This window comes from Lentilactobacillus raoultii (assembly GCF_900411375.1).
GTDB lineage: Bacteria > Bacillota > Bacilli > Lactobacillales > Lactobacillaceae > Lentilactobacillus > Lentilactobacillus raoultii.
Map to the genome: position 1 here is coordinate 183,558 of NZ_LS423000.1, position 12,109 is coordinate 195,666.

A 12,109-nucleotide genomic window follows, 5' to 3' on the forward strand; every position below is an offset into this window, starting at 1 on the left:
TCTAAATAAACATACCAACATAATATACCACAGACAGCTCCAACAAACAATATAAAAATTATTGTGTCCACAAAAATTTGGCAATACTTTTATCAACCAGCCGATTTTCATGTAACAATCGGTGGCTTGCCCGCCGACCACGGACAATTAATTCATGATACCGCCTTAATGATCGATTCAGCAAATATCGCAATGAGAAGGCGCTGTTAACTGATACCTGACCGTCATCCTTTTGTTGATCACTAATTCTACCCGCAATGTTCAGAACTTGAATGGAAGCCGGTAGTGTTGCGATATTGGCCGCTAAGGCTGAATAAATTGGCCGTTTTTTTAGCGGTCCAGCGGCTGTTAGTGGCACCGAATCAACGATCGCCGTATTACGGGCAATTTCGGAATCATTAAACGGCCCCGCAATTGCAACGACCCGATCAATCGTCACGGCAGCGTGTTGCTGCTGATGAGTTAAGTACCAAAAAATAGTAATGCATCCCATCGAATGACCAACCAAATTGAGATGATCAATTTGATACTGATTCTTTAGTAATTGGCAAATTTGATCAAGCCAAACGGCCTGCTGCCGAGGTTTTGACGTCTTGTCTTCAAACAGTATTTGAACGACACTGCGTTTTGCTGCAAGCTCACCAATCAATTTCAAACGGCCGGTTCGTTTAACGATAATGACCAGCGATTTATCCGCTTGATAATTTTTAACCAGTCGTTTTAAGAGTGGGCCAAAGGAAAACCGACTGCCAAAATACCCTGGTAAAAAAAGGGTTACAGCACCAATCTCTGTCGCCAAACGGCCCTGACGCTTAATAGGGCGGCCTAAGGCAACTACCCACCGAATCAAAAGCGTCAAGCTAATTAGTAAGACCAGTGTTGTGCCGGTAATCAAAACTAGTTTCAATCCAATCACCAACTTTTAGGTTATGCGCGTCACCCAAGTGCAATCTAAATTTCCGGATCCACTTGATTAAATTCCAACTCGGTGCTGGTTTCTCGGCCAAACATTTCAATATTAACTTTCAGGCGCATTTTTTCATTATCAATTTCAGTTACTTTGCCATCCAACCCAGTAAAGGCTCCATCGACAATCTTAACGGTGTCACCGACGTTGACGTTGAGCTCCTCATGGCGTGAACTCATCCCGATTCGCTTCAATACCAGTTCAACCTCATCCGGAAGCAGCGGGGTTGGTTTACTTCCCTGCCCGTGAGAACCAACGAAGCCGGTAACTCCTGGTGTATTACGAACCACGTACCAAGCTTGATCCGTCATAATCATTTCAACCAAGACATAGCCAGGAAAAGTCTTATCCATTTTAACCTTGTCTTTGCCTTTTTTATCAACTTCGTGCTCTTCAGTTTCAGGTACGACCACTCGAAAAATCAAATCAGACATTCCCATTGACTGTTTCCGACTATCCAAATTCATCTTAACTTTATTCTCATACCCAGAATAAGTATGCAACACATACCATTTTTTCTCTGCTGATTCCACCATGTTTACAGCTCCTCTTTTACTTCAAAACAATATTAATTCAAACAAAAAAACCTGACAACATTTGCAGGTTTTAACAACATAACTATATCAAAAATTTGCCCAAAAGGCTATGCAAGAAATGAAAGTGCCCACTGGACGATCAAATCAATCAAGCCCAAAAAGATAGCCATGATAATGGAAGTCCCGATTACCGTTGATGTATCGGTTCGGGTCTGCTTAACATTTGGCCATGTAACAATTTTCATTTCTTTAACAACATTTTTACAAAAGTTCCAGAGTCTCAAATTCGTATCCCCTTACATCGTTTGTCTAGCGAGTTTCCTTGTGTAGTGTGTACTTCCCACAATACTTGCAAAACTTATTAAGCTCTAACCGTTTCGTTCGATTAGGGTTTGCAGGGATAGTATAATTTCTCGACCCGCAAACAGAACATGCCAGAGCAACTTTCTTTTGTGCCATCGTGGCACCTCCTAACAAGCATAGTAATTCTAGCATTCTAAATCAATCCAGTCAATTTATCCATCAAAAGATATTTATATCGACACCTTGAACGGGCATTAATGAACGCACCATGATCAAGATGAATTTCCGAATCAAGTTTAAAGATAAATCGCAGTGCTTCCTTCTCAATTGGCGTGGCCACTTGATATAGCCGTTCCAGATGATCTTTCAATAGTGCCGAATCTTCGGGATTAACTGCTGAATAATCCACTAACTTCGTTGAGAGACTCTCTAATTCCCTATCCAGTCTGACCAGAGGGACTTTGGGTGCTCTCTTTTTAGCATTCATCTTTCGGATCAAGTCGGTTGTTCGATTTTTTAAATTATGTTTAAAAAAGGTCCCAAAGCTTGCCCGATGCCCCTGTTGGAAATGTTTCGCCGATTTAATCAGTACAAGACCTGCTTCCTGATCAAAATCATCCTTGTCCATTCCTTCTATGCGAAAGGTCCTTCTCATTTTTCTTATAACTGGATAATACTTGTGAAAAAGCAGTATAAATGCCTGCTCATCACCGTCTGCCAGTGACTTTATTATATCGCATTCCTTCATACTAAACATCGATCAGATTCTCCTTTTTACGCATTAATTAACGCAAATTAGATTACAGAAGGATTAATTTAGTCTCAAGGGAACGACAATTCATCAATTATAAAACTAACTATACCAATCAAATGATATAAAAAAATCAATATTATAATTTATAATCATTATTTATTGTCACCAGTTAAATGATCACGTAACTTTTCCAACTCTAACAATTGTTTTGGGCTCCACGGCGTTTGTCGCAGCGCGTGCGATTTATCGGTCATTTTACGGGCTTCCATATCCACTTCCTGCTTAGCTCGCTGGATATCGCGCAACAGTTCTCTGGCAGGAATTCTCAGCGCCCCTGCAGCAAATATTGTCCATTGTTCAGCCTGGTCACTGGTAGCCACAATCACCTGGGTAAATCGATTTTGTTTTTTCCTGGCCAATGCCTCAATGTAACTGTCGGCCGTTTGATCTTTACTTGTCCAAACAATCTCCATATCAAATTTTCGAAAGCTCTTTGAATTTCCCGGCACATACATGGCATCAAAGACAACAATCATGTTAATGTCTCGATATTTTTTGTATTCCGACAACTCAGCCAGTAGCTGATCCCTGGCATCTGCCAATCGATCAGCCTGTTTTAATTTATTTAAATGAGGCCAATTGCCGATCATATTGTAAGCATCAACAATAAGCAAATCCTCTTTCATACGCCCACCGACCTTACTTCGTCCTTAAGGGATGGCGGGAATTAAAGCCTTGGTAAATCAGGACACTCGCAGCAACACTGGCATTTAAGCTCTGAATGTCACCAATCATCGGAACCGTTAACATCTCATCAACTTGCTTTTTTAGCAATGGTGAAATTCCCTTGCCCTCGTTTCCAATCACAAGCGCAACGGCACCAGTTGCATCCCAGTGTCGATAATCTGTTCCAACGACATCCGTTCCAAAAATCCATAAGCCACGTTTCTTAAGGTCTTTAATCGTTGCTGATAAGTTGGTTACCCGAGCAACCGGAACCCGTTCAATAGCACCGGCAGAGGTTTTCGCAACGACGGCTGTTAAGCCGACTGCCCGGTGCTTAGGGATAATAATTCCTGAAACACCAGCTGCATCAGCCGTCCTGATAATTGAGCCAAGGTTATGAGGATCTTCAATATTATCCAAAATTACAAAGAAGGGCGGCATCGCCTGATCTTCTGCATTTTTAAACAAGTCATCAATGGTCGCATATTCAAATGCTGCTACCGATAGCACAACTCCCTGATGGTTTTGACCATTGGCAAGTTTATCCATCTTTTGTTTAGGTACTTCCGAAATAACCAAGCGCTGTTTTCGCGCTAATTTTAAAATTTCGGTAATTGTTGATTCATCTTTTTTAATACCCGTTTGAATAAACAGCTTATTAAGCGGCGTCTGGCTTTTCATGGCTGCTTCGACAGGGTGCCTGCCAATAATAAATTCTTCGTTTTCCTGATCATGCTTCATGTTTTAAGTGCCCACTTTCCACCTGTTTAATACACCAATCAGCCAACTGTTTCATTCGATCATCTTGGTCACTTAGGCTGAGGTAGCCAAAAACCGCTTCAAAGCCTGTTGAAATTCGGTAGGTAATGACATCGGTGTTCTTAGCATGGGTGTGACTTTTGGCATTTCTGCCGCGTTTAAAATAGTCCCATTCTTTATTGGTCAATACCCCATCTTTGGTCATTAACTCAATTAAAGCGGCCTGAGCCTTTGCTGAAACGTACTTCGTGGCAACATGCTGCAAACGAGTCGGTTTGGCGATGCCATTTTCAATTAAATGTCGCCGAATAAAGACTTCATATGCGGCATCACCCATGTAAGCCAATGCAATGCCGTTGAGCTGTGAGAAATCATCTGTCATAGATTTAACTTATTCCTTTCTGAAACGGGTTCCTTGAGGCGTGTCCTCCAAGATAATCCCGCGTGCTTTTAGTTCTTCTCTAATTTCGTCACTGCGAATAAAGTCTTTATCAGCCCTGGCCTGCTGCCGCTCGTGAATGAGTGCCCAAATTTCATCGTCCTTGAGTTCGCTTTGCTCTAATTTAATGCCAAAAATCGACGCTAATTGTTTTAATGTATTAATGATAAACTGCAAACTATTTTGAAAAACGACGTCGCGTTCACTATACATATTAGCAAATTTGGCCAATTCGTAGACCGCTGCAATGCCGTTTTGAGCATTAAAATCATCATCCATTGCATCATTAAAGTCAGCAACGATTTGGCGAACTTCCTGTTCAATTTTTGGATCACTGCCCGCTTCTGCATTATGCAGTCGATAGGTCAGATTATTAAACGCCGTCTGCAGCTTTTTTAAATTACTTTTAGCCTCTTGAATACTGGCATTACTGTATTGAATGGGTCGTCGATAGTGAGTCGTCGACATTAATAGGCGAATCACCTGCCCATCAATTTTTTTCAGTAAATCATGGACCGTCACGAAGTTTCCCAATGATTTGCTCATCTTTTCATTGTCTTCGCCGATGGTTACAAATCCATTGTGCATCCAATACTTGACAAACTGTTGGTGAGTTCGGGCTTCACTTTGGGCGCGCTCATTTTCATGATGCGGGAAAATAAGGTCTTCGCCACCGCCGTGAATATCGATGGTTTTGCCCAAATATTTCATCGACATCACGGAGCATTCGATGTGCCATCCTGGCCGGCCTTTACCCCATGGCGAATCCCAAGAAATTTCATCCCCTTTAGACTTCTTCCAAAGGGCAAAGTCGATAGGGTCTTCCTTTTGCTCAAATTCTCCTTGTTCAACATGCTGACTGGCACCAATTTCCAACTGATTGACATCAATGTGTGGCAATTCACCGTAAGTCGGAAATTTTCGAGCACGAAAATAAACATTCCCATCGACATTATAAGCATAGCCTTGGTCTTCAAGATTTTTAACAAAATCAATGATTTCGGGAATATTTTGAGTTGCTCGAGGGTGAATGACATTTTTAGAGATGTTAAGCGCTGCTGTATCCTGCATAAAAGCATTAATGTACTTTTCAGCAATTGCTTCAACAGTCGTCTGGTTTTCCTTGGCGGCATTAATCATTTTATCGTCAACGTCCGTAAAGTTGGAAACATAATTAACCTTGTAGCCGCGATATTCCAAATATCGTCTAATGGTGTCAAACGCAATGGCACTTCTAGCATTGCCAATATGAATATAGTTGTAGACAGTTGGGCCACAGACATACATGTTAACGACGCCTGGGGTAACAGGTTCAAATTTTTCTTTTCGACGAGTAAGCGTATTAAAAATCTGCAACATGTCTAATTCCTTTCTCTTCTGCTGGTTATCTTCAGTTAAATATTGTGGTGTATATAAGAAATGATAGCATAGTTTTCAAGCATTTTTTTCATGAACGCCCAATCATTATGATAAAAGGTCTCGCCGAAAAATCAACGAGACCAATTAATTTAAAAATATTTTTTATAAATTATTATTTATTAATTTGATTCAACGTCTGTTTAATATGCTGAATAGCCTTATCTCGGCCAACTAATTCAACCGATTCAGGAAGCTCAGGGCCATGCATCTCATGGGTTACCGCGATTCTAATTGGCATCCATAACTTGCGTCCCTTAATTCCGGTGTCTTTTTGAATGGCTTTAATTGTGTGGAAAATTTCCACACTATCAAATGGATTTAATTTCTCAATTCGCTTTAAAAATTCATTTAAAACGATGGGGGCTGTCTCATTGGAAATCTCAGCCAATGCGTCACCACTAACTTCTTCTGGTTCTTGGAAAAAAACTGAAGCCATATCATTGATTTGGGCCATGTAACTCATCTCACGCTTATAAAGCATAATTAGTTGGCGAGCCCATTCAATTGTTTTGGCATCAGGATTTTCCGGAATATTGCCACCCTTGATTAATTGACGAAGTGCCAAGTCCATCACTGTACTGCCGTCAGCTTCTTTAACGTACTGATTATTAATCCATTCAAGCTTCTTAGAATCAAACTTCGCCGGTGACTTGCTGAGACGCTTTTCATCATACATCTTAATAAATTGTTTTTTGGTAAAGATTTCATCTTCACCAACGGGTGACCATCCTAATAGTAAAATGAAATTAAACATTGCATCCGGCAAATATCCCAAATTACGGTATTGTTCAATGAACTGTAAAACAGATTCATCCCGTTTACTTAATTTTTTACCAGTGTCAGCACTAATAATCAGACTCATGTGACCAAATCTGGGCGCCTGCCAACCAAATGCCTCATAAATCATCAATTGCTTTGGCGTGTTGGCAACATGATCATCCCCACGAAATACATGGCTGATCTTCATTAAATGATCATCAACAACTACCGCAAAGTTATATGTCGGGGTGCCATCACGCTTGGCGATGACAAAGTCACCACCGATCGTGTCGGAATTAAACGACACGTTTCCCTTAACAATATCATCCCAGGCATATTCATGATTCTTTGGCACTCGAAAACGAATGACTGGTTTAAGTCCCTTAGCCTTTGCGTCAGCAATCGCCTGTTGTTTTTCTTCCTCAGTCATTCCTGCATATTCGTATTCATAATGAGGCATCTCACCACGAGCTTTTTGAGCTTCTCGATCAGCAGTCAGTTGCGCTTCAGTCCGATACGATTCATAAGCCTTACCTTCATCCAAAAGTTGTTGCAATAACGGCTTATAAATATCGTTTCGTTCTGATTGCCGATAAGGACCAAAATCACCACCAATATCGGGGCCTTCATCCCAATCCAAGCCAAGCCACTTGAGGTTCTCAAGTTGACTTTTTTCGCCGTCGGCAACATTTCTCTTAGTATCAGTATCTTCGATTCGGATAATAAACTTACCCTTGTTGTGGCGGGCAAATAAATAGTTAAAAATGGCTGTTCGTGCGTTTCCGATATGCAAATGGCCAGTTGGGCTAGGAGCATAACGAACTCGAATTGCATTGTTTGCCAATGTATCAGCGCCTCTTTCTTAAGTTTATTTCAAAATTTGTCAGCATTTTAAGTTTACAATGAAGTGTCGGAAAAATAAAGTAGCAGCTCAATAAGTACACGAAAAAAGCGATTAACTTCCAAGTAACTTTTAGTTAACCGCTCCAAAATGGTGTTTACTTTTTATCGATTACTTTTTGAGGTATTTCGTTTGCCTGACTGTTGCCGGCTACTTGTCTTACCTTCGTCGTTACCATTTTTGTCCGTGATATTTTTAGTTGAATGTTCAGGACGGGCAAAGATCATTTTGCCAGCATCCGTTTGAATGGCGCTGGTAACAACCACGTCAATATGTTGATTAAAGAAGTAACGTCCATCTTCAACCACAACCATTGTGCCGTCATCCAAATAAGCAACCCCTTGCTGTCTTTCAGTTCCATTCTTAACAACCATTACGTTCAGCTTTTGACCCGGCAAAATCTTTTGCCGAAGAGCCGTTGCCAGCGCATTAATATTCAAAACCTTAACGTGTTGGAATTGAATGACTTTATTCAGATTATAATCATTTGTAATGATGACACCATCAACATCTTTAGCTAATTGAATTAATTTAGTATCCACTTCATCGATATCATCATAATCCTTTTCATAAATTTCAATGGGAATCATTTTTTCCTTTTGAAGTTTATTTAAAATATCAAGTCCTCGACGACCACGCACACGTTTAACACTATCGCTGGAATCGGCGATATATTGTAATTCATACAAAACAAATTTGGGGACTAACAGTGTCCCTTCCACAAATCCAGTTTTAATCACATCGTAGATCCGACCATCAATTAAAATATTGGTATCCAAAATTTTATAATGATGATAATTGTCATCCACCGGCTTATCAATAATCTTTTCACCAGGGGCCTTAGCAGCTTCGGATTTACGACGAAATTGAAAGACCTTTCGCCAGCGATCACTCTGAGTATTACCCAACCGAAAGCCAAAATAACCTAATACCAGCATTAAAATAATTGGAATCATGGTATTCAAGAAAAACGTATCGGCCTTAAAGAACACAATTGAAATCAAAACGGCCAATACTAATCCGACAATTAATCCCAATGTGCCAAACAACAATGAAATCGGACTCTGACTCGTTAAGCGTGATTCAATTCGATCAATAGCTTTCAGGACAGCATTTCCAGTAACCAATGAAATAATATAAAAAATAATGGCACCTAAAATTGCGTTCGTAATGGCATTATTGAAAAGTGTCCCGTATGCAACTTGAAGGATTAACCACAAAAGTGGAAAATAACTAGCCCCAATCGCGGCACCCGCAAGTGTAAAAACAATTTGAACAATTCTTTTTCTTTTCAACATTTCACCCTCTTTATTTAATCGTCAAAACGGCGGTTAGCTTAAATTAATTGCAGCCGTCTGTTTACTTTCTTCAACCAAGTGCTATTTTAAGTGCTTGGGATAAGGTTGACACCCCGACCACTTTAATTCCGCTTGGCGGTGTCCATCCCTGAAGATTATTTGCGGGAATCAGCACACGTTTAAAGCCTAATTTTTGAGCTTCCGATACCCGCTGTTCAATTCTGGTAACGCGCCGAACTTCACCAGTTAGACCGAGTTCACCAACATAACACTCGGCCGGTGGTGTCCCACGATTTTTATATGAAGACGCGATGCTAACTGCCATGGCCAAGTCAATCGCTGGTTCATCAAGCTTAACACCACCAGCAGCCTTCAAATAAGCATCCTGATTCTGTAACAGTAAGCCCGCTCGTTTCTCCAAAACGGCCATAATCAGCGAAACCCGGTTACGATCCAACCCCGTTGCAGTCCGGGTGGCGTTTCCAAAAACGGACGCCGTCACCAAAGCCTGAATTTCAACCAGAATCGGCCGAGTGCCTTCCATCGAGACCACAATTGCTGAGCCAGTCGCATCTTTTAAGCGTTCTTCAAGAAAAATTTCAGAGGGGTTGGTCACCTCGTGAAGACCATCCGTCATCATTTCAAATACGCCCAGCTCGTTAGTTGAACCAAATCGGTTTTTTACAGTTCGCAAAATCCGATATGAATGATGTAAATCTCCTTCAAAATAAAGCACCGTATCAACCATATGCTCAAGAATCTTAGGCCCGGCGATCGCGCCACCCTTGGTTACATGACCAACGACAAAGACTGTAATTCCTTGACCCTTAGCGATGTTCATTAAATCAGCTGTCACTTCCCGAATCTGGGCAACCGAACCAGTCGCCGACTGTAATTCCGGGATTTGCATCGTTTGAACAGAGTCAATCACCACCGCGTCTGGTTTCATTTCACTGATTGTACTTTTAATAACATCCATATCTGTTTCCGGAAAAACGTAGAGTTGTTGGCTATTAACGCCTAGACGCTCTGCCCTCATTTTTATCTGACTGGCGCTTTCTTCTCCAGAGACGTATAAAATTTTACCGGATTGACTTAACTGACCAGAAACTTGAAGCATCAGTGTTGATTTACCAATGCCGGGATCACCCCCGATTAGGATCAACGACCCCGGCACAACGCCACCACCCAAAACCCGATTTAGTTCCTCCATGCCGGTTTTAAAGCGGGGTTCACTTTGAAACTTAACGTGGCTTAATGGTTCGGGCTTAACTTCATCAACCCCCGCCCTTCGTAAACCAGCGGTCCGCGTTGTCGCCGACTTTGGTGTGATGGTTTCTTCAACCAGTGTGTTCCACTGATTACAGTTGGGGCAACGACCAAGGTATCGCGGTGAAATATAACCGCAGTTTTGACATACATATTGGGTTTTAACTTTCGCCAATCAAATTCTCCTCTTTAAAATTAGATTACCATTTAAATTTTATCACTTATTTCAAGTAATTTTGCAAAACATGCACGGTTTTAACTGCTTCTTATACTTTCACTTTAGCGTCCAGAGGAGCCGAAACCGCCTTGGCGGGTTTGCTTTTTGGTCCTGTTTTCCTGATCGGCCAATAAGTATGGCATAAATATTCCCTGGGCAATTCGTTCTCCTTTTTGAATTTTTATGTCTGAAATCCCAAAATTAAGGATTTGGACAAAAATCTCGCCTTCATTACCACTATTGTTATAATAATCTGCATCGATTACACCAATCCCATTTGGAATAGCCAACCCACGTTTTAATGGATTACTGGAGCGATTTGCAATAATAAGCACTTCATTTGGCTGCATATAGGCCTTAATACCGGTAGGAATCAGAAACGGTTTTAACGTCTGCCGGGCCCGGTCAAGTTTCTCCGGTTGACACTTTTTTTCATGCTTAATGGCCCACAGCACCTTTAGAAAGTCTAATTTCCAAATTGATGGAATCGTCATATTAACAGCACTCTCAAAGTCATACCCTGCCGCATTAACAGTTGTCCGGTACGGGAGCGTTAAATTTTGGTCCTGGTACTTCGAAACAATTTCAAATCCACGTGTCATAATACCAACCTCTTTCATAGAATTCACTGGCAATCAGATCAAACGTCTGGAACATCTTTAATGGATTAATCATAGCACGGAGGCAAACGAACATTCTTTTAAAATTTAGTTAAGTCCTCTGATCGCTTTCTAACGCCCTAAACGTTAACTTTTCATTATTGACCCAAAATTGGCCTGCCAGCTAATTGACAAATCCATTAAAAAAGGCCAAAATGTAGGTAAGTAAAACCTTTAAGCAGCCTAAAATGAAAGGAACTTCGTCATGACAAATCAAGACGCATTAAAGCAACTCGTAGGCCAAGAAGCCGTTAAATTCATCAAAGACGGCATGATCGTCGGCCTGGGAACCGGTTCAACTGTTAAATTTATGGTTGACGCACTTGGCAAAAAAGTAGCTGATCAACATCTTTCAATTGTCGGCGTCCCAACCTCAAAAAGAACCAAAGAACAGGCCAATCATCTAGACATTCCAACTAAAGACCTTGATGAAGTCGATCACATTGATCTCACGATCGACGGTGCTGATCAAATCGACAAAAACTTTCAGGGAATTAAAGGCGGTGGTGGTGCCCATTTGTGGGAAAAAATTGTTGCGATCAACTCAACCAAAAATATTTGGATTGTCGATCAAAGCAAACTAGCCGATCAACTCGGCTCCTTTCCACTGCCTCTTGAAGTGATTCCCTATGGCAGTCATCAACTATTTCAACGGTTGGTGGCCCGTGGCTTCAATCCCGTTTTTCGAATGATAAACAACCAGTATGTTACCACCGATTCCAATAATTACATCATTGATCTTCACTTACACCAAATTAAAGATCCCCAAAATTTGGCACTAACTCTCGATCAAATGACTGGCATTGTTGAACATGGCCTCTTCTTAAACATCGTTAATACCGTCATTGTTGGTCAAGAAAATGGGCCAAAGGTCCTTCAGGTACGACCTTAAATTTAAAAATATTTTAAGCGTCCAAGAAGTTTTGGGCGCTTTTTATTAACCATGAAACCAATTTTTGATATCAGACTCGCTGGACTAGTGTAACGTATCTTTGATATACTTAAAAATTTACTAATCAGTTACGAGCGTAATATCGGGATACAAGGAGCGCAATTTAATGCGGGCATCCGCGGTTGTGAACTGCCAATGAATCGCTTTTTTC

General features: G+C 41.0%; 14 protein-coding genes. 1 reads left to right on the forward strand and 13 read right to left on the reverse strand.

What is annotated here, in order from left to right; translation table 11 throughout:
• Nucleotides 1-58: 58 nt before the first annotated feature.
• The 13 genes from ED605_RS12790 to ED605_RS12850 form a co-directional block, all read right to left on the reverse strand.
• Nucleotides 59-907 carry an alpha/beta hydrolase gene (locus tag ED605_RS12790; RefSeq protein WP_225419141.1) on the reverse strand — a complete coding sequence of 283 codons (849 nt, stop codon included), beginning with the start codon at nt 905-907 and terminating at the stop codon, nt 59-61.
• Between the two features lie 44 nt (nt 908-951).
• On the reverse strand, nt 952-1,503 hold the full coding sequence (gene nusG, locus ED605_RS12795) for a transcription termination/antitermination protein NusG (RefSeq protein WP_121979278.1): 552 nt from the start codon (nt 1,501-1,503) through the stop codon (nt 952-954).
• A 107-nt stretch (nt 1,504-1,610) separates the two neighbouring features.
• Complete coding sequence (gene secE / locus ED605_RS12800) at nt 1,611-1,787, reverse strand: preprotein translocase subunit SecE (RefSeq protein ID WP_121979279.1); 177 nt, start codon at nt 1,785-1,787, stop codon at nt 1,611-1,613.
• 25 nt (nt 1,788-1,812) lie between these two features.
• Entirely contained in the window at nt 1,813-1,962 is a 150-nt protein-coding gene (gene rpmG, locus ED605_RS12805; RefSeq protein WP_003561067.1) for a 50S ribosomal protein L33, read from the reverse strand.
• A 37-nt stretch (nt 1,963-1,999) separates the two neighbouring features.
• Complete coding sequence (locus tag ED605_RS12810; protein ID WP_121979280.1) at nt 2,000-2,563, reverse strand: sigma factor; 564 nt, start codon at nt 2,561-2,563, stop codon at nt 2,000-2,002.
• 149 nt (nt 2,564-2,712) lie between these two features.
• Nucleotides 2,713-3,246 carry an NYN domain-containing protein gene (locus ED605_RS12815; protein WP_121979281.1) on the reverse strand — a complete coding sequence of 178 codons (534 nt, stop codon included), beginning with the start codon at nt 3,244-3,246 and terminating at the stop codon, nt 2,713-2,715.
• A 13-nt stretch (nt 3,247-3,259) separates the two neighbouring features.
• On the reverse strand, nt 3,260-4,027 hold the full coding sequence (rlmB, locus tag ED605_RS12820) for a 23S rRNA (guanosine(2251)-2'-O)-methyltransferase RlmB (RefSeq protein WP_121979282.1): 768 nt from the start codon (nt 4,025-4,027) through the stop codon (nt 3,260-3,262).
• On the reverse strand, nt 4,017-4,427 hold the full coding sequence (locus ED605_RS12825; RefSeq protein WP_121979283.1) for a Mini-ribonuclease 3: 411 nt from the start codon (nt 4,425-4,427) through the stop codon (nt 4,017-4,019). The genes rlmB and ED605_RS12825 overlap by 11 nt, the downstream gene beginning before the upstream one ends.
• A gap of 9 nt (nt 4,428-4,436) precedes the next feature.
• Nucleotides 4,437-5,843, reverse strand: coding sequence for a cysteine--tRNA ligase (gene cysS / locus ED605_RS12830; protein ID WP_121979284.1), 1,407 nt, complete (start codon nt 5,841-5,843; stop codon nt 4,437-4,439).
• Nucleotides 5,844-6,015: 172 nt separating this feature from the next.
• A complete protein-coding gene (gene gltX, locus ED605_RS12835; protein WP_121979285.1) occupies nt 6,016-7,506 on the reverse strand; it encodes a glutamate--tRNA ligase in 1,491 nt (496 codons plus the stop codon).
• Between the two features lie 161 nt (nt 7,507-7,667).
• Nucleotides 7,668-8,861, reverse strand: a complete 1,194-nt coding sequence (locus ED605_RS12840; RefSeq protein ID WP_121979286.1) for a PIN/TRAM domain-containing protein — start codon at nt 8,859-8,861, stop codon at nt 7,668-7,670.
• 70 nt (nt 8,862-8,931) lie between these two features.
• Complete coding sequence (gene radA, locus ED605_RS12845) at nt 8,932-10,305, reverse strand: DNA repair protein RadA (protein WP_121979287.1); 1,374 nt, start codon at nt 10,303-10,305, stop codon at nt 8,932-8,934.
• A gap of 104 nt (nt 10,306-10,409) precedes the next feature.
• A complete protein-coding gene (locus ED605_RS12850; protein ID WP_121979288.1) occupies nt 10,410-10,949 on the reverse strand; it encodes a dCTP deaminase/dUTPase family protein in 540 nt (179 codons plus the stop codon).
• Nucleotides 10,950-11,211: 262 nt separating this feature from the next.
• On the opposite strand from ED605_RS12850, the gene rpiA reads away from it, so the two are divergent.
• A complete protein-coding gene (rpiA, locus tag ED605_RS12855; protein WP_121979289.1) occupies nt 11,212-11,898 on the forward strand; it encodes a ribose-5-phosphate isomerase RpiA in 687 nt (228 codons plus the stop codon).
• Nucleotides 11,899-12,109: the final 211 nt, after the last annotated feature.

Excerpts from the sequence above, each read along its gene's own strand:
- nusG (WP_121979278.1), bottom strand. The coding sequence starts at position 1,503 with ATGGTGGAATCAGCAGAGAAAAAATGGTATGTGTTGCATACTTATTCT.
- rpmG (WP_003561067.1), bottom strand. The coding sequence starts at position 1,962 with ATGGCACAAAAGAAAGTTGCTCTGGCATGTTCTGTTTGCGGGTCGAGA.
- ED605_RS12810 (WP_121979280.1), bottom strand. The coding sequence starts at position 2,563 with ATGTTTAGTATGAAGGAATGCGATATAATAAAGTCACTGGCAGACGGT.
- ED605_RS12815 (WP_121979281.1), bottom strand. The coding sequence starts at position 3,246 with ATGAAAGAGGATTTGCTTATTGTTGATGCTTACAATATGATCGGCAAT.
- rlmB (WP_121979282.1), bottom strand. The coding sequence starts at position 4,027 with ATGAAGCATGATCAGGAAAACGAAGAATTTATTATTGGCAGGCACCCT.
- ED605_RS12825 (WP_121979283.1), bottom strand. The coding sequence starts at position 4,427 with ATGACAGATGATTTCTCACAGCTCAACGGCATTGCATTGGCTTACATG.
- cysS (WP_121979284.1), bottom strand. The coding sequence starts at position 5,843 with ATGTTGCAGATTTTTAATACGCTTACTCGTCGAAAAGAAAAATTTGAA.
- ED605_RS12840 (WP_121979286.1), bottom strand. The coding sequence starts at position 8,861 with ATGTTGAAAAGAAAAAGAATTGTTCAAATTGTTTTTACACTTGCGGGT.
- ED605_RS12850 (WP_121979288.1), bottom strand. The coding sequence starts at position 10,949 with ATGACACGTGGATTTGAAATTGTTTCGAAGTACCAGGACCAAAATTTA.
- rpiA (WP_121979289.1), top strand. The coding sequence starts at position 11,212 with ATGACAAATCAAGACGCATTAAAGCAACTCGTAGGCCAAGAAGCCGTT.